A 20,195-nucleotide genomic window follows, 5' to 3' on the forward strand; every position below is an offset into this window, starting at 1 on the left:
TTCTATTCCAGGATCTTCAGATCCCTAAAGTACTCCAATACCTGCGGATTGGCCAGCGCGTCGCGGTTGAGCACATCTTCTCCGTGGATCAGCTTCTTGACTGCGATCTCCACTTTTTTACCGTTCAACGTATAGGGTACGCCGGGTGTTTCCAGGATGATGGCCGGAACGTGCCTGGGGCTGCAGCTGGTCCGGATGTTCGACTTGATCTTTTTGATGACCTCTTCGGTCAGTTCGTAGTTTTGCTTCATTTGCACAAAGAGGATCACCCGTTCATCACCCTGGAACTGCTGCCCGATTACCACGGCGTCGGCGATTTCTACCATACTTTCCAGGACCCGGTAAATCTCGGAGGTGCCGATACGGACACCACCGGGATTGAGTGTCGCGTCGGAGCGTCCGAACATGGTGATTCCGCCGTGGTTGCTGATACGGATATAATCGCCGTGCCGCCAGATGCCATCATAATCCGTGAAGTAAGCGTTTCGGTATTTCGCTCCCGACGGGTCATTCCAGAAATAGATGGGCATGGAGGGGAAAGCGGTTTTGCAGACCAGTTCGCCTTTTTCTTCCCGGACGGGATTTCCTTGCTCATCCAGGCTGTCGACATCCATCCCCAGCCCGCTGCATTGTATCTCTCCTTTGTACACAGGCAGGATCGGGCTTCCCAGGACGAAACAGGAGATAATATCCGTCCCGCCCGAGATCGAAGCCAGCTGTACATCCTTTTTCCAGTCGCGGTAGACATACTCGAAGCTTTCGTCGGATAACGGCGAACCGGTGGAGGTGATGATCCTCATTTTGGGGAAGTCCGATATTTCCTTTGGTTTCACGCCTGCCGCCTCCAGCGAGGCGATGTATTTGGCGCTGGTGCCGAACAGTGTAAAACCGAGCTCGCCGGCCATTTTGATGAGTGATGCCGGTTCGGGATAGAAGGGATTGCCATCGTAGCAGACCAGGGTGGCGCCCAGCGCCAGGGCGCTCACGAACCAGTTCCACATCATCCAGCCGCAGGTGGTGAAGTAGAAGACCACATCGTCCTTGCGCACGTCGCAGTGAAGCATCAGCTCTTTCAGGTGCTGGATCAGTGTGCCTCCCTGGGAATGGACGATGCTTTTGGGAAGTCCGGTCGTGCCGGAGGAGTACATGATGTACAGCGGATGGTCGAACGGAAGCTGTTCGAAGGTCATCTCGCCGGTGACCGGTTTCGCCAGTTCATCCCAGGTGATTGCATTGGGGATGGTGGACACATCCAGGTTACCGGTGAAATTGACCATCACCACCTTTTGGATGGTCGGCAGCTGGTTCAGGATCCCACGGAGCTTTTCCTGGGAATCGAAACGTTTTCCATTATAGGAATAGCCATCCACGGCGAAGATCACCCTGGGTTCGATCTGGCTGAAGCGGTCGAGCACGCCCTTGATCCCAAAATCAGGCGATGAGGATGACCATATCGCTCCGATGGAAGAGGTTGCCAGCATGCCAATGATAGTTTCCGGAATATTGGGCATGAACCCCGCCACGCGGTCGCCTTTTACCACACCGAGTCCCCGGAGCCCCTCTGCTACCCTGTGCACCTGATCATACAGTTCGCTGTTTGTAATTCGCCGTTCACCATTTGCTTCCTGCTTACCGCCTGCTGTTCCCTGAAGATCTGCAGACCTGTGGACCTGCAGACCCGTAGACCCCTCACCCGTCATTTCTCCCCTGAAAATAACAGCCGTCCGCTCATCGCGGTATTTCAGCAGATTCTCGGCAAAGTTGAGCCGTGCCCCCTGGAACCATTTTGCCCCGGGCATCTTTTTCGGGTCATCCACCACCCGGTCAAAATCTTTGGAAAATTTAATCCCGCTGTAATGCCAGAAGGTGCCCCAGAAATCGGCCGGATTCTCAATGCTCCACTGATGAAGCTCGTGATAATCATGGAAGGATCTTCCGAATTTTTTGTTCACATGCTGCATGAAGTCGTACATCTGCGACTGGGTCGCCTTGACGGGGTCGGGTTGCCAGAGAAGTTGATAGTCCATAATTGATATATTTTATTTAACCACAGAGGCGCACGGAGGATTCCGGACTGTGAAAATAGAAAAAAATAGCCAACCTGAGCAGTGAGTTTTTATTAAAGACGATACATTAATGATCTAAAAAGATGGTTTTTGATGCTCAATCCGATCTGCACATTTGATTGGCATAACGCCGACTATACAGTTCCCCTGCCCCTGGGATTCGGCAAGGCACTGGCAAAAAATCTCTCCATGTATCTTATGCCCGAATATATTGTGTCAGGACCAACAGCCAGGAGCTTGGTGATAAAGTTCAATTTGAATTCTATGTTTTGATAAGGATTTCTGGATGGCGGCGAGTTTGCGGTGGTTAGGCATAGATTTAAAAATGAGATATAGATATTGTTAGATTTAGGCCGAATTCAAAACAGGCTGATGGTTTTGTTGATCAGCAGGCAGATCCTGACTTTCGTCAGGATGACGATTCGAACGCGGGATAATTAAAGAGCGGCGCGGCACTCACCTGAAACTTACAATCGTGTGCCGCGCCGCTCTTTTAGTCAAGCGCCTGAACCGTCATCCCGGCAAGCTTTCGCGTAGCGAAAGCGTAGGCCGGGATCTCTAACACCCTACACTCTGTCATCTACCCGGCAATGTCGGTAAATATGATGGTGGTGAGTTTCTGTGTCTCTCTCATTCAATAATAATTACCTAAATTTGACACTATATTGTGTGCAGTTTACAATACAGGAGATCATTTTTCAGCTAAGTGAAAGAAATATGAACAATCCAGTCCCATTGAAGAAAAAATGCCTGATTGCTTTGATTGTCGCTTTTTGGACAGCTATTCCGGGCGTTTTTCCCCAGGAGGGCCTGATTCAATTCCCCGGAAGGGACGCTGTAGTCGAAACAGAGATGGTTTACAAGGGAAGCGCGGTCATTACCACCAGCACACCTGCGGGCAGGGGAGAACTCAATGAGCGGATCATTGCAGTCAGGGTGGAAACCCAGGGGAGTGAAAATCCACTGGAGCTGTCTGAGATCCAGTTTTCTCTGACGGGCACTACAAGCCTGTCGGACCTGGATGAGCTCAAGGTTTATTTCACCGCAGGGAATCCACGGCTGACGACAGATCATCTGTTCGGAACAACTGCCGTTAAGGAAGGTATGATCACCGTGACCGGCAGACAGGTACTGAACGAAGGATTGAATCATTTCTGGGTGACGGCAGATCTGTCACCCGGTGCCATTGAGGGGAATTTCCTGAAAGGTGAAATCAATTTTGTGACGGTGGGAAACCAGGTTTATCAGCTCACTCCCGGGGCAACCGGTGATCAACGTCTGATCATCCTGGAACATAAGCTTGTGTTCTCCGGCGGTGATTACGGGTCCGTGAATTTCCGGATCCCTGCCGTCAAAACGGCGGATGGCGGCTCCATCGTTGTGGCAGTGGATGCACGTCAGGATGCAGGACATGACCTGCCGAACAACATTGACATCATGGTGCGGAGGAGCACGGACCTGGGCGACACCTGGTCGGATGCGGTCACGATTGCCGATTTCGGCTCCTTTGGAGCCAGCGATCCCTCCCTGGTCAAGGACATTAACACCGGGGATCTGGTATGCATGTTCGCATCGCATCAGGGGCTTTTTCAATCCACACCCTTCGATCCCATCCGGTTCCAGGTCTGCCACAGCCACGACAACGGGGTGACCTGGAGCGCACCCCTGGATTGCACCAGCCAGATCTATGCTCCCGGCTGGCATGCCGCCTGGCTGGCATCGGGAAGCGCTCACCAGATGCGGAGCGGAAGGATCATCGGTGCCATTGGCGTGCGCCAGAATCCGGACAATATCATCTCCAATTTTATGATCTACAGCGATGACGGAGGCCAGTCGTGGAAGTACAAGCCCGTCATGGCATCTGCTGTCGGCGACGAGGCCAAGATCGTGGAACTGGACAACGGCAACCTGCTGATGAACATCCGCAACCAGACCCCCGATTGCCGCAAAATAGCCATTAGCGAGGATGGCGGAGACAGCTGGGGAACACCCTCTTTTCAGTATGAATTGATCGATCCGGCAGTGAATGGCGACTTCATCCGTTATACATCCGTCCTGGACGGCTATGACAAGAGTCGCCTGCTTTTCTCCATTGCCGCTCACCCTACTTCACGGCAGAACCTTACCCTTTTCCTTAGCTATGATGAAGGTCAGACATGGCCGGTATCCAACGTGCTCCATCCCGGACCGGCTGGTTATTCCTGCCTGACGATCCTGGATGATGGTACCATTGGCTGTTTTTATGAAAATGGGGAATATGAGTTTTTTCAGCTTTATTTCGCCCGGGTTTCACTGGACTGGCTTTCGGCCGGCTCAGATACGTTTATATCAGTAAACGAAAGGGAATGATGCGATATGACGAGCAGATCGTCTTAGAAGACCAGTGTAGTGATCGAATGCGGCAGACTTTTCGTTTCCAGAGCCATTTCGCCGATATAAAAGCGATAGCTGACCTCCGTATCTCCCGGGTTCATCACAATGACGGCATAGGTTCCGTCGGTGTTGCGGAACCCGGTGGTGAGCAACTGCGCCCTGTTGGATGAGCACGCAATTCTTTTTGCACCGAGGCGGATGAATTTGGAAAAATGGCCGATATAATAATAAGAATTCATGAAATGCAGCGTATCCTTCTTTGTATCAGCGTGAATTGGTGCGAAGCAGAAATTCCTGACATGGTTGGGCCCGCCGTTTTCATCCAGGAGAATGTTCCAGTCGGTCCAGGCGCACGCTCCGTTGTTGAAGTCGCTGATCATGGCTGCGCCGTAGTTCTCGCCCCAGTGCCACTGGTTAAAGGTTAACCAGCTGAACGGGTAATTACAGGCTTCGGTAAGCAGCAACTGTTTTCTGGGCCAGGATTCCGCCACCAGCTTCACATTTTGCGGTGTGGGGGCGCCGGTCCAGCTTTCGTACCAGTGGAAGCCAATACCCCAGACATATTTTGCAGCGGCAGTATCGCTCAATATACAGGAAGCCCTGTGGTAGATCAGATCACGGTTATGATCCCACGCAATGAGTTTTTTTTCATTCATCCCGTTCGCGTAAAGGGTGGGTCCGAGATATGTTTTGATGAAATCGCGTTCTTCCTCAGCCGTATACATGCAGGATTCCCAGGTCTGTTTGGCCATGGGTTCGTTTTGAACGGTCAATCCCCAGATGGGAATTCCCTGGTTTTCGTAGGCCTGAATGAATTTTACGAAATAATTGGCCCAGGCCTGATAAAAGTCCGGAAGCAGTTTCCCGCCCTGCAGCATATTGTCATTATCCTTCATCCAGGCGGGCGGACTCCAGGGACTGACAAAGAGCGGAAGTTCCCCCTGAGCAGCCTCCATTGCCCTTTTGATGAAAGGAATCTTGTACTGCTCATCGTGTGCAACGGAAAAAGAGGCCAGCGCCGTGTCATTTTCGTTGACATAGGTATAACTGTCGCTGGAAAAATCGCAGCTGTTGATGTTGGTACGTGCAATGGAATAGCAAATTCCGTCGTTTTTGTTGAAGCAGGCCCGCAGAAATGCTTCCTGCGTTTCAGGGGATAATTTGGCGAATGTTTCCGCTGAGGCATCCGTCAACGCCCCGCCAATGCCGACGAATCTCTGGAACGCTTTTGAGGGATCCACAAAAATGCACGGCTGGTTCTCAAAAGGCTGGCCAAAGTGGGAAAACGCTTGCACATCCGTCCGGGTCAGCCTGAATGCTGTATTTTCAGCTGTCGTATAGATCTGTACCTGGCGGTCTGTAACATCTGTCCTCGTACCAGGCTGGGAATAGGGAAGCAGGTACGCGAAACCAAACAAAAGGCAAAATAGGATTCGTTTCATTTCATGAAATTTATGACTGATGGATAATCATTGAATATCAAACTTGTATTTTCATCTTACCATATCAGGGTTGCTACCGATTGAGGCGGAACCGTATAACTGAAGTATTTCTGGTTATCATTTACCGTGAATGTCTGGAAGCCGGATCCATCGTTGCACAGGATCATTGCCTTCGATCCGTCAGGATTTTGAAAAGCGATCCCGCTGACCCCGTTCAGTTCCACGGGTAAGGGCGCTGATATTCTTTCGGCTCCGGGACGCACAAATTTGGAAAAATGCGCAATGGCGTAATATTCTTCATTTTTGGTGATCGTCTGGTTAGCCGTATTCAGGGTTACGACGCCCCGGCAATTGGAACATCCGTTATTGGTCGGACCGTAGGACTGGTCGAGGACAAGGTTCCAGAGCAACGCATTTTTCGACCAGTTGATAGCTGTTCCAATGAAGATGTTTTTGGTGAACCACATCAGGTTATCCGAAAAATCCGTTGCCCATCCTCCGCCGGAGATCTCCGTAAAGTACAATCCCTTGTCCTGGTGGGCGTAATGAACGGTGCTCATCCCTGAAACATCGCCTCCGTAAGCGTGAAACGCAGAACCAGTGATATGTTTTTTTGCATCCGGATCGTTCAGGACAGTGATTGCATAATTCGCATTATCGTAGTTGTGGTCATAGATGATGATCTGCGTTGTAATACCGGCAGATTCGAATTTTGGTCCAAGGTACCCCTTGATGAAAGCGGCCTGCTCTGCGGGCTGCATTTCCATGCAGGGGTAGCCAGCCGTAAAATAAAGCGGTTCATTCTGGGGAGTGACCGAAGCGATATGGATTCCCTCCTGTGCCATCCCCTGGATGTATCTCACAAAATAGTCGGCATAAACGCTATAGCAGTCTGTCCTCAGTTTGCCTCCCTTCATGCTTCCGCTGGTCTTCATCCAGGCCGGAGGGCTCCACGGGGAACCCATTAATTTTATGGAAGGAGATATTTGCAGGATTTCCTTTAAAACCGGGATGACATCCTCCAGGTCTTTTTCCAGGGTGAAGTGTTCCAGATTAAAGTCGGTCTGACCCGCAGGCACGTCGTCGTAGGAGAAATCGGAGAGGGAGAAGTCGGATGCGCCGATGGTCAGCCGCAGGTAGGAAATGCCGATGCCGTCCGCAGTGTCGAAAAGATCACGCAGGATCTCCGTGCGCTGGGAAGCATTCATTTTTTCGTCGAGCAGGTAAGCGGAGGAGCCGGTCAGGGCTGCTCCGAATCCTTCCATGGACTGGAACCGTGCAGTGGTGTCGATGGTAATCACCGGCCAGTTTACGGAACCTGTCTCAAGTATCGGCAGGTCGCCTTCCCGGTTCAGCAGTTTGGATTTGTCGCCCTTGGTCATGTAAACTTTCACCAGGCCGAGGGTGTCCGGGCCGGGTGGTGGGTCGGGCGGGCCGGAGGTTTCCTTGTTGCAGCAGCTCAGGAGCAGGAAGACAATGCCAAGGGGAAGCAGAAATCGGAAGGAGGCACTCATTTTAATAAAAGCGTTGAGATTCATGGTTTATAACTATTCCATAATATATCAGTTTATTTACGAGGTTGTATCATAAGTACTTAACCACAAAGGAACACTAAGGTTTTAACGAAGGTACACAAAGTATTATGATTGATTATCAAAAACTTAGTGTTCTTAGTGAAGTACTTTGAGTACCTTTGTGTTTAAAAAAAGCATTTTGATACACCCTCGTAAATTCAATAAATCCCAGATGGTTGGGCTATTTTTAATACCCCGGATTTTGTGTCAGGTTGACGTTTTTATCCAGTTCCGACTGGGGAATTGGCCATATCAGCCTTTCTTGCGTCAGGTTGTACCCGATCGGGGCACCTCCCACACCCGTAACATTGTTGATCACTTCGATGGCCCTGCCCGTGCGCTTCAGGTCATACCAGCGGTGCCCTTCGAAGACCAGCTCCAGCCGCCGTTCTTTTTCGATGGCCAGGCGCATGGCGTCCTGGCTGGATGCGGTAGTGTTGGGGAGCTCGGCACGTGTTCTGATCTGGTTCACCAGGGAGGCGGCGCCTGCGACGTCCCCCAGTTCGTTGAGTGCTTCGGCCTTCAGCAACAGGATATCCGCAAGGCGGTAGATGATGTAATTCTGGTCGCTTCCTTCCACAAAATTGCGCCATTTGTTCAGGAACGGATAATTGGTCTGTGGCCAGTGCTCATCCGACCATATGCCGGTAACATCCTGCCAGATGATGGAAGCCTCCTTGCGGATCACGTCCTGCTCTTCATCAAAAGCCTTGACCAGGTCGTTCGACGGGATGTTGAACTTTTTCCAGTCCGTACCGCGCCACATCTTCGCACCCCAGTTGCCGTCGGTGCTTCCCCCGTTGTAATTGATCTCGAAGATGGATTCCGCACAGTTCTCCTGTGAATTGTTCCACAGGTCATCAAAGTTGGGCATCAGGGAGTATCCTCCAGCGATGACCGCATCGCAGTACTGTTTCACCTTGTTCCAGTCATGCGGTTCCTGGGTGGCATATACCTTTGCCAGAAGAGCATTGATCGTACCTTTCGTTGCATATCCTTTATTTTCTGCTGTAGCTTTCACATTGGCCAGGGCAATTTCCAGGTCGGCAATGATCTGTTGATACACTTCTGCCTTGGCAGTACGGGGCGGGTACAGCAGCGGATAGATCTCTTCCAGTGTTTCAGCACTGATCGTGCTGACCTCTTTCAGTTGCAAGGGTACGTCTCCCCAGAGCTGTACCAGTTGAAAATACATGAAAGCCCTGATAAAAGAAGCTTCCCCGAGGATCTCCTTCTTTCGCTGGGATGTCAGCCCGGGATCGGATACCGCTTCCACATTGTTGATCACTGCATTGGCCTTGCCGATGGTGGAGTACAGGTATCCCCAGTCACGACTGACATTGGAATTGATGGCGTCGATGTTGTAGTCATCGATCTGGAAATTGGCCGCATTGTCGGCGCCTGCATAGCAATCGTCTCCCTGGGCGTCTCCATTGACGTAGTAATCAATCTGGAAATACTCATTCTTAAAATCCGAGTATGCACCGGCAAGTGCCGCTTCCACTTCGTTGGCTGTCTTGTACAGGATGGAGTCCGCATTGGTGTTCTCAACGGCAATGCCCTGTGAAACAGGTTCCATTTCCAGAAAATCCTCGCACGAAGTGACGATGATCCCAAGGAGTAAAATGACAGGAAAAAATATCTTTTTCATAGGATGGTAGTTTTAAAATTCAACATTCAGTCCGAGGATCAATGACATAGACTGCGGATAGGTGCCGTAGTCAATTCCCAGTTCCGTGGCGCTGGTTCCAAAAGCATTCACTTCCGGGTCAAAGCCGCTGTAACCAGTGAAGGTCAGCAGGTTTTGACCTGTAATGTAGACCGAAAGACTCTGAATGGCCTTGATTTTGGGATGATGATCGATTGCCCTGTAGGCAAGGGTGATCGATTTTAACCTTACGTACGTTCCATCCTCAATGAACCGTGTGGAATTGTAAACGTTGTAAACATTACCCTTTCCGATGGCCCTCGGTATATCGGTATTCCTGTTTTCCGGTGTCCAGCGGTCCAATACGGCTACGGATTGGTTCTTGCTGTCGAACATCCCCTCGAGATCGATGCGCGTGGCATTGTAGATATCGTTCCCCACACTGCCCTGGAAGAAAAAGTTCAGGTCAAATTGTTTCCAGGATAACGCGTTGGTAAGTCCGAACGTGAATTTAGGCTGTGCGTCACCAATTACCGTACGGTCGCCCGAATCAAAAATGCCATTGTTGTTGATGTCCTTGTAGATCATGTCACCGGTTTCGGGATCAACACCTTCGGATACATACCCATAGAAACTTCCCAGGGGCAGTCCGATATCAACAACGGAAACATCCTGGTTGTTGCTGTATATACGTCCGAAATAGTAAGGCCCGGGGAACTTGAGTGCGGTGACCTCGTTCCGGTTAAACGACATGTTGAACTCGGTATTCCATTTAACGACCTTATCCAGGTTGACGGAAACGATATTGAATTCGATCCCCCTGTTTTCGATATCCCCGGCATTGGTCTGGATGAATGAGATCTGCGACGTACTGGGCAGCTGAACGTTCAGCAGGACGTCGCTGGTTTTCTTCAGATAGGCATCCACCGACAGGGTGACGCGGTTGCGCAGGATCGTAAGGTCGAAACCGATATTGGATTGCGCGGTCGTTTCCCATTTTAGGTCTGGGTTCCCATAGGTTACCTGGACGGCGGAGGGTCCTGACAGCGGGTTCGTTGTTGGACGGCGGTAATAGGAGATCAGGCCATAGCGTGAATAATTGGAGATGCCTTCCTGGTTGCCGTTCTTTCCCCAGCCTCCGCGCAGTTTCAGATCGTCAATAAAGTTCACATTTTGCATAAAGGGCTCAGCGGAGATCCTCCAGCCTGCCGAGAAGGAGGGCATGGTGCCCCAGTGGTGGGCCAGCTTCGAGGAACCATCGTGACGTACGCTGGCCGTCAGGTAATATTTATTGTTGTAATGATACATTACACGTCCGAATATGGAGGCAAGGGACCACTGCTGAACATCGGTCGAGGCCGAGATGCTATTGGCCGCGTTCAGGGTGGTGACAGAGATATCATCCGGGAAATCGTTTCCTGATATGTAGGAGTCGTTCCCTTTGAATTTTTGGGTGCTTTCTCCCACAAGGGCCGCCAAATTATGTTTTCCGAACATCCGGGTGTAGTTCAGGGTATTTTCCCACAGCCAGGTATTGCTGTTGTACTTATCTGAACTTCCCATTCCGTTGTTGTTACGTCCGTAGGTTGTATTGATCCCGTTCAGGTAATAATCCCACTGGTGGTTGAGGATGTCGATGCCAAAGTTTGTTTTGAACGTCAGGCCCTCGATGATCCGGGCTTCCCCGGTGATGTTACCGAACAAACGGTTATCAACCGACTCCTGATCCGGACCGTCCATATAGGCGACCGGATTTTCCCAGGACGGCTGGAAAGGATTGGGATCGTACCACCAGCCCACGCTGTCATCCTTCCAGATATGCAGAAAGGGCGGAGTGTTCAGTGTGCTCATGAGGACCCCGCCTCTTCCTGAACTTGCATTGTCAGGTGTATCCTTTGTCCTGGAATGGATCAGGTTAAGATTTGTCCCGATCTTCAGCCAGCCGGTCAGATCGTTGTCGAGGTTGATCCTGATGGAGGTCCGGTCGAACCGTGCAGGTTCAATGATCCCCTGGTCGCTCAGGTATCCCCCCGAGACAAAATAGCGGGTTTTTTCCGTTCCGCCGCCAACCGAGAGCTGATAGGACTGTTTGGTGCCAATGCCGAAAACCGAGTCACTCCAGACGCCGAAGGTCGTGGCGGAGGGATCGAGGCTTCCCGGCATGATCTCGTTGATCAGTTCACGGTAGTCGAATGTGTTCAAAACATCGATCATCCGGCTGTCATTGAATTTGGAGGCGCCGAAGTAGGTGTTGAAACTGATGACCGGTTTGTTTTCCTTTCCTCTTTTGGTGGTAACCAGCACCACACCGTTTGCCGCCCGTGCTCCGTAGATGGCTGCGGAGGAAGCATCTTTGAGGATGGTCATGGATTCAATGTCGTTGGGGTTCAGTCCGTTGATGTCCGTTGTGGGAACGCCATCCACCACATAGAGGGGTTCATTCCCGGCCAGCACGGATGTTGAGCCACGGACACGCACCGAAAGATCGCTGCCCGGCTTACCGGAGGGCTGGATGACCTGCACTCCGGCCGCCTTACCCTGAAGAGCTTCCACAGGGGATACAATGGGCCGGTCCTTCAGTACTTCTTCGCCGACCGTAGCCACGGCAGTGGTCAGATCAGCTTTTTTCTGGGTGCCATAACCGATGACCACCACTTCATTCAGCAGGGAGATATCTTCTTCCAGGACCACATCGATGGTGGACTGGCTTTGTACCTGTACCTCCTGTGTGGCATATCCGATGTAGCTGAACCGGAGGGTCGCACCCTGGCTGACAGCCAGTTTGTAGAATCCGTCCAGGTCGGTAACGGTACCGGTGGTTGTACCTGTCACCAGAACGGTCACACCGGGCAGGCCCATTCCGTCTGGGCCAGTGACCTTTCCGGTGATGTTTCGATCCTGTCCGAAGAGGGACAGGGATAAAAACATTATAATAAATAGTGTAAAAAATCTTGACATAAAACTAATTTTTTAGTTAATTATTGTACAATAATTTTCTGTGTCAGATATTTTCCTTTCGACTGGAGGGTTATAAAATAAAGACCTTTGTTGAGTACCGACATGTCGATTTCGACATAGTCACTGGCTGATTCGAAATGATGGATCCTTTCACCGACGGTGTTATACAGGGATCCATCGGCCAGGATGCCGGCAGGCAGATCGATCTGCAGGATCCCGCTGGTGGGGTTGGGTGCAATGATCGTATTTTTGAAATCCTGTGGATTACCATTTTCGAATGGCTGGTCAAGGGATGATGAACCGGAAGAGTCCTGATACACTCTCACGTAGTCAATTTCCATCCGGGCCATGGTGAGGGCCGGATCAATGCCATTTTTGAGGCCTCCGGTTTCATATTGGGGATCACTGCCCCAGTTGCCGCCCATGGCGATGTTCATGATGATGAAGAAGGGTTTGTCGAAGGGCCACGTTGAAGCATTTTTGAAGAAGGGGTTATACGTATAGAGCAATACGCTGTCGATGCTGAACTCGATTTTTTCCGGTGTCCAGTTTGCCTGGTAGGTATGGAATGCGGTATCGAATCCTATTACATATTTCCAGGAGGTATTTACCGTATTCCCGTGGCTGGAAGGGGTATGCAGGCTGACATGCACATTGCCCGGATTTTTTCCCACGTGTTCCATCACGTCAATTTCGCCGCAGCCCGGCCAGCCTGCGGTGTTGAAGTTTTCGCCGAGCATCCACAGGGCGGGCCAGGTTCCGCTGCCGCGGGGAAGCTTGGCACGGAAGACCACGCGGCCGTATTTGAATTCAAATTTGTTGTTGGTCTGCAGGCGTGCGGAAGTCCAGGATGTACCGTATTTATGAGCTTCGATGGCCAGAACGCCGCCTTCCATTCGCGCATTCTGATAGCTGTCGGTATAGTTTTGAATTTCATTGTTGCCCCATCCGCTGGCGCCAAGGTCGTACGACCATTTTTCCGGGTCAGGAACGCCGGAGCCATTGAATTCATCACTCCAGAGCAGTGTTTCCTGTGAAAAGCACAGGAATGCAGCGGATGTTAACAGGATCGTGAACAGTGATTTCATGGGTATGAAGATTAAATTAAAAAATCAGGAGTAAGCCAAGACTGGATCCTGCTCACTCCTGATTTTCAGAGATTAAAAGATAATCCTAAGGATTACCGGTAGAGAATCGCTGACCAGGACGAAGTACCAGGTCCAGCCCCGTCAAGGTCTACAGAAACGAACAGATACTCATAGGTCACTCCCTGGGCATAGCCCATCACATCATAGATATTGGTCGGGTTTCCGCCGTTGGGAGGATTGTTGCTATCGGTATTTTCGCCACCGTAGTATCCTTTGTAGAAACCAATGAAGGCTGCTCTGTCAGGACCGTTCGTCAACGTGATGAGCGCTCTGTTTTCTCCTGCAGCAGGAGTCAATGCCCACGAGTGGGTACCTGAAAGGAAGTACGTTCCATTTCCCGTCACTGCAGACTCTTCAACACAACCATTCTGTCCTCCAGCAACAAGGTATCCGTCGTTGCGGACCAGGCCTTTTCCATCATAGGTGTAGACACCGCCAGCGCCGAAGGTGAATTCATCATCCACCATGCATGACCAGTCATCACCACCGGTTCCGCCGCCGGTCAGGAAGCTCAGTGGCACTGCCCACCAGTCGGAATTGCCCATGGTGGATCCGACGAAAATGGTCTTTTCAGCCACAACGATCTTCCAGGGACCACCCTGAAGCAGATCTGCGGTGAGAGGCGGGGTGTTGCCAACCAGGAACAAGGGTTTCAGAAGGCTGGCGCTGCCGAAGGAATTGGTGGCGGTCATTGTGACGTTGAAGAATCCGCCCGCTGCGTAAACATGAACCGGATCTTTTTCGGTCGAGGTCTGTCCGTCGCCGAAATCCCACAGATAGGTCTGTCCGTACTGCGTTGTATTGGTAAAGGTTACCGTCAGTCCATCAACGACCATATCATAGGCCGGAACCGGCTTGGGTTGAGGGATGGGAGGCTCATCAGCAGGATTGTCATAGTGAACCAGTGCGAATCTCCAGTATCCTCCATTATCCATATAGGAACCCTGTACGATCAGGCTATCGGTCGTTCCGTCGACCAGCGAAATGATTTCATAGGTGACTTCCTGTTGAGGAACGGTAACCTCTGTCCCGGTTCCTTCCTTGCACAGGCCAATGTAAGCACCCAGTCCCACTACCTGAAGTGTAGGCGGGGTGGCTGTCATGTTCAGAACAAAGGTATGATCTCCATCACCCCAGGCTGACAGGTCTTCACCATTGGGCCCAAGCATCTGATCCGTACTTGCACAGATATTGGCAGGGTTAAAAACGCCCCCTTCTGCCCAGTAATCACCATTGGCCCTGAATAACATTTTACTTCCCTCACGCACAAAAGTCCATTCATCGTTCAGCATACAGGTACGGTTGGCAAGGTCTTCCTGGAGCCCAAAGGCCCACCAGATGGTGGAATGATCCGCGGGACCGACTTCGAGCGGGTAAACCCCCGTGCTCACGTCACGGATCAGTCTCCACGTCTTTTGACCTTCTTCAAAGGTTCCCACCAGTTTGGTCAATTCAGCATCGGGGTCAACACAGGTAACATTGTTCTGGTACGTGTGGAGCTTTCCTTTGGGAGAATAAGCGGTTAGTTTGACCGTATAGGTACCCAGATCAGCATACGTGTGCACAGGGCTCACTTCAGTTGAGGTTTGGGTATCGCCGAAATCCCACAGGTACGTGGCTGCGTTTTGCGATGTATTCGTAAACGTTACAGTAAGTCCATCGGCAACAGAAGTAAAACTGGCCAGAACCTCGGGTTCTTCTTCTTCATCATCTTTGCAGGATGTCATGCTGGCAATGGCAAAGAGAAGGAGGAATGCCATGGATAATTGCAGTAGTTTTTTCATGTTCTAAAAATTTGATTTAAACTTAATTAATTGATTATTAATTGACTAAAAAATAACAAAAAAGAAAATCTTTCATGATTGATTCAGGAGGTCAAATATACAAAAAATTACAAGAATTGGATAAGAAAATATTTATATGCAAATTTCTAACTATATTTCCCGGAGTCATAAAAGGAACGTGCTTTCTCAGCAGCATTCAGTAACGCTTCCTGATTGAGATTCAGATCCATATCCTTTTGCTGAAAGTAATCCACCAGGGATAGGGTGTTCAGGTTACCCAGCAATTCGTAGCCGGTCATCGGACAACCTCCGTAACCGTGGATGACGGAGTCAAAATGGGTACATCCGTTCCGGAAAGCCGTTTCGATCTTGTCGAACCATGAATCCGGTGTCGTATGAAGATGGAGTGCAAACGAATGGCCCGCAAAATCTGACTGCAGCACGGAATAGATCACCCCGATACTCTCTTTGGTTGCCACGCCGGTGATATCCGACAAGGCAAAATGTTTCACTCCCGCTGCCTGCAGGTTCTCGATCATTCGCCATACCAGGTCGGGATTCCAGGGATCTCCGTATGGGTTTCCGAAAGCCATGGTCAGATACACCATCAGGGATTTGCCTTTCTTATCGCACAGAACCAGCAGGTCGTCGATCAGGAGCCTGGCCCTGTCGAAACCGGAGTTGATGTTCAGTTTGAGGAAGGTTTCCGACATGGAGAAGGGGAACGAGAGCCAGGTGATCGCCGGGAACCGGCAGGCCACCTCCGCTCCTTTGAGGTTACCGATGATCACCATCAACCGCGATGCCGATCCTGAGATATCCAGCCTTTTAACCACCTTATCCGTATCGCTCAGCTGGGGAATGGCCTTTATAGAAACAAAACTTCCAAAGTCAATGATATCGAATCCCACTTTTAACAGCGCATTGACATAATCCGCTTTGGTTTGTGCGGGAATGAATGCCGGTAAGCCCTGGATAGCATCCCTGGGGCTTTCGGTTATGGAAATCTTTTTCATGCGTGGCTCAGCAGCCGATATGCCTGGCGATGACCATCCGCTGTATTTCCGAGGTACCTTCCCCGATCTGCAGCAGGCGCTGGTCGCGGAAGAACCGTTCAATAGCATAATCCTTCATCAGGCCGTAGCCTCCGTGGAGCTGGACCGCTTCATCGGCGACCTCCCTGGCCACTTCCGAACAGTAAAGCTTAGCCATGGCTGATTCTTTCCCGAACGGTTTATGGTTATCCTTCAGCCAGCAGGCTTTATAGAGAAATATCCTGGCATGTTCGATCTTCACGGCCATATCGGCCAGTTTGAAGGCATTGACCTGGAAATTGATGATGGGTTGCCCGAACTGCTTACGTTCCTTTGCATAGTGCATGGCCATTTCGAAGGCCCCTTGCGCCAGTCCGAGTCCCATGGCCGCGATGGAAAGCCGTCCGCTGTCGAGGGTGCTGAGCATGATATGGGATCCTTCTCCCCGTTTGCCCAGCAGGTTCCCTTCCGGCACCCGGCAGTCGTCAAAATAAAGCTCCGCCGTGTTGGAAGCTCTCCACAGGAGCTTGTTGTGCATGGTCACTGCCTTGAAGCCAGGCGTGTTCTGTTCGACGATGATGCAGGTGAATTCCCTTTTACCCCCGGTGTCGCCGCTTACCGTCTGAACCGTGCTGCCAATGGTTATTTCGGATGATGCATTGGTAATGAATATCTTGGATCCATTAATGATCCATTGGCCATCTTTCAGTTCGGCAACGGTTTTTGTCCCTCTGGAATCGGATCCGGCGTTGGGTTCGGTCAATCCAAAGCCCCACAGGGCTTCCCCCGTGCACAACCTGGGGAGGTAGTTCATTTTTTGTTCTTCGGTGCCATACTGGTACAGCGGTCCGATGCCGAGGGAGTTGTGCGCCGCGAGAGTGGCAGCCTGTGAACTGTCGACGCGGGCAAGTTCTTCAATGGCAATGATGTAGGAAAGATAATCGAGCCCCTGTCCACCGTACTTTTCCGGCAGGTACATGCCGAAGAGTCCGAGTTCTCCCATTTTACGGGTAAGATCCAGGGAGAATTCTGAATTTTCGTCCAGCTTCTGGGCAACGGGTTTGACTTCTCTTTCAGCAAAGTCGCGTACGGTTTCACGGATCATTTGCTGCACTTCGGAAAGTTCAAAGTCCATAACGGTAGGTATTATTCCATCTCGATCAGCCTGGCACCGGCTTCCACCATGTCATCCAGCTTGACAAGGATTTTTTTGACCGTGCCTTCTCTTTTCGAAAGGATGTTGTTTTCCATCTTCATTGCGTCGATCACCAGTACCACCTCCCCTTTGCCGATCGTGTCGCCTTCCTTGACATTGATCCGGAAGATCCTTCCCGGGATGGGTGCAATGATCCTGTTCTCACTGCTGCCGGCCGCTGAGGCACTGGTGTGTGCCAACGATTCATCTGCAAGCAGATCGGTTCGCATCAGCAAAAATTCCTTCTGATTGATGATCACCCGGGAATAGTCACCTTCTGTAGCGGTGATGCCCGCAAAGTAACTCTGGTCGTTCACGCTGAAATCAACCTCTCCGAGGCCTATGTGGAGCAGTTTGACCCGGTAGTTGCAGTCGTTGATCTGGAATTCATAGTTTCCATTGGACGGAACCTTTATTTTGACAGGAATCCCTGTCTTGTCGTGGAGAATCGTCACCGTCATGTGACTTCTCCAGAATCCAATGGATGTCCAGACACTGTCGCCATTGGTGCGTACAGATTCAGAGGGGATTAGCCTGCTGTTCAGGGTGTACGCCAGGAAGCCTGCCAGTGCAACGGGCAGGTCAACGGGTTCTTTGCTGTATCCGGTTCTGCTGGGGGCTTGCTTGTCTTTCACGGCGGTTGTTATTTTTCTTGGTTCACTTTGGGATTTTATTTTTTCAATTTCTTCGAGGAATCTTTTTTTAGCCAGCCCGGATTTATAGTCGCGGTACTGTGTTTCGTGCATGGCAAATTCAAACAGTTCTTCATCGTTTTTCCCCGTATCCCAGCCCAGTTGTTTCATTTCAGCTCGGTACTTTTCCAGGGCATCAGGGTAGAGATCCTGCGGTGTTCCCGAGTAGAACTCCTTGCCTTTCTTTTCGGCCAGCCGGAGGATTTCAGGTGCCAGCGGACCGGGCAGTTTGCCGGCCTTACCCAGGATCATGCTCCAGGTATTTTCGTCCATCATCGAATACCGCTCTTCCCCTTTGGCTTGTTGGACGATATTCAGCAGGGCCACATTTTTTACATACTGGCTGAAAGGTGTGACCAGGGGCGGATAGCCCAGTTTCGGCCAGACGAAGGCTGTTTCTTCGAAGAGGTTCACCAGCAGTTCGTCCTCGGTGAGTTCGTTTTTATGGTGTTCTCTCAGGGCCATGTTGATCGCGGTGTGCACCCCCTTGAGGTCAGCCATCAAACTGCCCATCATTCCTCCCGGCAGCCCCGACTGGATCATGAGGGAGCTGACATATCTGTTTTTCGGATCGATGAAATAGCCGAGGAAGTCATCCATGAAGCTCTGATTCAGGGCTCGTGCTTCCATATAGGCGTGCATGTTGATCTCGGGCACGTCAAATCCGGCATCTTTCAGCATTTCCTGGATGGTGATCACATCGGGATGCACCATGCCCCAGGAAAGCGGTTCCATGGCCACATCCAGGATGTCTGCACCGGCTTTTGCCACTTCCAGCATGGAGGCCACGGAAAAGCCCGGGCCGGAATGACCGTGATACTGTACCGGCAGGTGCGGGTAATTCTCTTTGATGGCCCTGACCAGCCGGCCAAGCAGAACCGGCCGGCCCACGCCCGACATATCCTTCAGGGCAATCTCATCGGTACCGAATTCCACCGCTTTATCCACCACATTCATGTAATATTCAACCGTGTGGACAGGTGAATGCGTTATGCTGAGGGCAGCCTGGGAGATCATGCCTGCCTGTTTGGCCCCTCTGATGGAAAGTTCAAGGTTCCTCGGATCGTTCAGTCCGCAGAACGACCGGGCAATGTCAACGCCCTGTTCTTTTTTTACCCTGTACATCAGTTTTCGTACATCGGCAGGCACGGGGAACATGCGGATGCCGTTCAGCGCCCTTTCGAGCATATGGGTCTGTATACCTGCCTCGTTGAATGGTTTGGTCCATTCAGGAACCGTCTGGTTGGGATTTTCACCAAACAGAAGGCATACCTGTTCAAAGGCACCCCCATTGGTTTCAATCCGGGCAAAGCAACCCATATCGATGATCACCGGAGCGATCTTCTTAAGCTGGTCGACCCGGGGAACGTATTTCCCCGACGACTGCCACATGTCGCGGTATAGAAGGCTGAATTTGATCTGTCGTTTTGCCATAGCACTCAGGTTATCTTAAACGTTTACCCTTGTTGCGTCCAGCTGGGCGGACGTTTTTCGAGGAAGGAGGCCATACCTTCCTGTCCTTCGGCCGAAGCCCTCAGTTCGGCGATCAGCCGGGCGGTGTAATCCATCACGGTATCCGTGGAGAGATCGTTGGAGATAGCGTGGATCAGTTTCTTGCAGGCAGTCATGGCTGCAGGTCCGCTGGTCATCAGGCTTTTAATGGTCGTATTAACGGTAGTATCCAGCTCTTCCGCGGCAACGGATTGATTCACCAGGCGGAAAAACGCTGCTTCTTTCCCCAAAAAACGCCTGCCGGTGATCATCAGGTCACGGGCACCGTATTCGCCGATGCGTTTGATCACGTAAGGAGAGATGGTTGCTGGTACGATGCCCAGTTTGACTTCTGCAAAAGCAAATTTTGTGTCATCGGTACAATAGACAAAATCGCAGGCTGACAGCAATCCGTTTGCGCCGCCGATGGCAGCCCCGTGAACCACTGCGATCGTCGGTTTGGTGCACGTATAGATCGTGTTGAAGCACCTGGCAAGTTGCAGGCTGTCGTGGTAGTTCTCTTCAAAGCCGAACGCTGCAATGCCTTTCATATAGTTCAGGTCGGCTCCGGCGCAGAACGAAGGGCCCCGTCCTCTCAAAACAACGATCCTGACCTCCGGCATCGCATTGACCGTGTCGAAGCATTCGATGATCTCCCCGATCATCTCGGCGGTCATCGCATTGTGTTTATCCGGCCGGTTGAGCCAGATGGTGCCCGTACGGTCGGCAAGTTCAAATTCAAGGGATGTGAAGGATTTCATGGCTCGATTGTCAAACTGTTAAACTGTTA

The 20,195-nt window shown here is 51.2% G+C and carries 12 protein-coding genes; 1 reads left to right on the plus strand and 11 read right to left on the minus strand.

The annotated features are described in order from the left end of the window. Positions 1-2: 2 nt before the first annotated feature. A complete protein-coding gene (locus PKI34_00785; GenBank protein ID HNS16340.1) occupies positions 3-2,027 on the minus strand; it encodes an acetoacetate--CoA ligase in 2,025 nt (674 codons plus the stop codon). A 756-nt stretch (positions 2,028-2,783) separates the two neighbouring features. Between PKI34_00785 and PKI34_00790 the strand changes: the two genes are divergently transcribed. Beyond that, on the plus strand, positions 2,784-4,415 hold the full coding sequence (locus PKI34_00790; GenBank protein HNS16341.1) for an exo-alpha-sialidase: 1,632 nt from the start codon (positions 2,784-2,786) through the stop codon (positions 4,413-4,415). 23 nt (positions 4,416-4,438) lie between these two features. Here the strand turns inward: PKI34_00790 and PKI34_00795 are convergent, their stop codons facing one another. From PKI34_00795 to PKI34_00840, 10 genes are all read right to left on the minus strand, one after another. After that, positions 4,439-5,881 carry a glycoside hydrolase family 30 protein gene (locus PKI34_00795; GenBank protein ID HNS16342.1) on the minus strand — a complete coding sequence of 481 codons (1,443 nt, stop codon included), beginning with the start codon at positions 5,879-5,881 and terminating at the stop codon, positions 4,439-4,441. Positions 5,882-5,937: 56 nt separating this feature from the next. Continuing rightward, positions 5,938-7,419, minus strand: a complete 1,482-nt coding sequence (locus PKI34_00800; protein HNS16343.1) for a glycoside hydrolase family 30 beta sandwich domain-containing protein — start codon at positions 7,417-7,419, stop codon at positions 5,938-5,940. A gap of 223 nt (positions 7,420-7,642) precedes the next feature. Beyond that, positions 7,643-9,106: a RagB/SusD family nutrient uptake outer membrane protein gene (locus tag PKI34_00805; protein ID HNS16344.1), complete on the minus strand. Its 1,464-nt coding sequence runs from the start codon at positions 9,104-9,106 to the stop codon at positions 7,643-7,645. Between the two features lie 12 nt (positions 9,107-9,118). Then, positions 9,119-12,031: a TonB-dependent receptor gene (locus PKI34_00810; GenBank protein ID HNS16345.1), complete on the minus strand. Its 2,913-nt coding sequence runs from the start codon at positions 12,029-12,031 to the stop codon at positions 9,119-9,121. A gap of 50 nt (positions 12,032-12,081) precedes the next feature. Beyond that, positions 12,082-13,149 carry a family 16 glycosylhydrolase gene (locus PKI34_00815; protein HNS16346.1) on the minus strand — a complete coding sequence of 356 codons (1,068 nt, stop codon included), beginning with the start codon at positions 13,147-13,149 and terminating at the stop codon, positions 12,082-12,084. A 92-nt stretch (positions 13,150-13,241) separates the two neighbouring features. Further along, positions 13,242-14,993 (minus strand): PKD domain-containing protein, encoded by a 1,752-nt coding sequence (locus PKI34_00820; protein HNS16347.1) that lies wholly within the window; start codon positions 14,991-14,993, stop codon positions 13,242-13,244. A gap of 146 nt (positions 14,994-15,139) precedes the next feature. Beyond that, a complete protein-coding gene (locus tag PKI34_00825; protein HNS16348.1) occupies positions 15,140-16,009 on the minus strand; it encodes a hypothetical protein in 870 nt (289 codons plus the stop codon). A 7-nt stretch (positions 16,010-16,016) separates the two neighbouring features. Beyond that, positions 16,017-17,162: an acyl-CoA dehydrogenase family protein gene (locus tag PKI34_00830; GenBank protein HNS16349.1), complete on the minus strand. Its 1,146-nt coding sequence runs from the start codon at positions 17,160-17,162 to the stop codon at positions 16,017-16,019. A gap of 11 nt (positions 17,163-17,173) precedes the next feature. After that, positions 17,174-19,348 carry an oxaloacetate decarboxylase gene (locus PKI34_00835; GenBank protein ID HNS16350.1) on the minus strand — a complete coding sequence of 725 codons (2,175 nt, stop codon included), beginning with the start codon at positions 19,346-19,348 and terminating at the stop codon, positions 17,174-17,176. Positions 19,349-19,371: 23 nt separating this feature from the next. Beyond that, the gene (locus PKI34_00840) at positions 19,372-20,166 is read right to left on the minus strand and encodes an enoyl-CoA hydratase-related protein (protein ID HNS16351.1); all 795 of its coding nucleotides are present in this window, start codon (positions 20,164-20,166) and stop codon (positions 19,372-19,374) included. Positions 20,167-20,195 lie beyond the last annotated feature (29 nt).

The organism is Bacteroidales bacterium, from assembly GCA_035342335.1.
Taxonomy (GTDB): Bacteria; Bacteroidota; Bacteroidia; order Bacteroidales; family JAGONC01; genus JAGONC01.

Excerpts from the sequence above, each read along its gene's own strand:
- PKI34_00810 (HNS16345.1), bottom strand. The coding sequence starts at position 12,031 with ATGTTTTTATCCCTGTCCCTCTTCGGACAGGATCGAAACATCACCGGA.
- PKI34_00785 (HNS16340.1), bottom strand. The coding sequence starts at position 2,027 with ATGGACTATCAACTTCTCTGGCAACCCGACCCCGTCAAGGCGACCCAG.
- PKI34_00835 (HNS16350.1), bottom strand. The coding sequence starts at position 19,348 with ATGGCAAAACGACAGATCAAATTCAGCCTTCTATACCGCGACATGTGG.
- PKI34_00790 (HNS16341.1), top strand. The coding sequence starts at position 2,784 with ATGAACAATCCAGTCCCATTGAAGAAAAAATGCCTGATTGCTTTGATT.
- PKI34_00830 (HNS16349.1), bottom strand. The coding sequence starts at position 17,162 with ATGGACTTTGAACTTTCCGAAGTGCAGCAAATGATCCGTGAAACCGTA.
- PKI34_00795 (HNS16342.1), bottom strand. The coding sequence starts at position 5,881 with ATGAAACGAATCCTATTTTGCCTTTTGTTTGGTTTCGCGTACCTGCTT.
- PKI34_00805 (HNS16344.1), bottom strand. The coding sequence starts at position 9,106 with ATGAAAAAGATATTTTTTCCTGTCATTTTACTCCTTGGGATCATCGTC.
- PKI34_00820 (HNS16347.1), bottom strand. The coding sequence starts at position 14,993 with ATGAAAAAACTACTGCAATTATCCATGGCATTCCTCCTTCTCTTTGCC.
- PKI34_00815 (HNS16346.1), bottom strand. The coding sequence starts at position 13,149 with ATGAAATCACTGTTCACGATCCTGTTAACATCCGCTGCATTCCTGTGC.
- PKI34_00800 (HNS16343.1), bottom strand. The coding sequence starts at position 7,419 with ATGAATCTCAACGCTTTTATTAAAATGAGTGCCTCCTTCCGATTTCTG.
- PKI34_00840 (HNS16351.1), bottom strand. The coding sequence starts at position 20,166 with ATGAAATCCTTCACATCCCTTGAATTTGAACTTGCCGACCGTACGGGC.
- PKI34_00825 (HNS16348.1), bottom strand. The coding sequence starts at position 16,009 with ATGAAAAAGATTTCCATAACCGAAAGCCCCAGGGATGCTATCCAGGGC.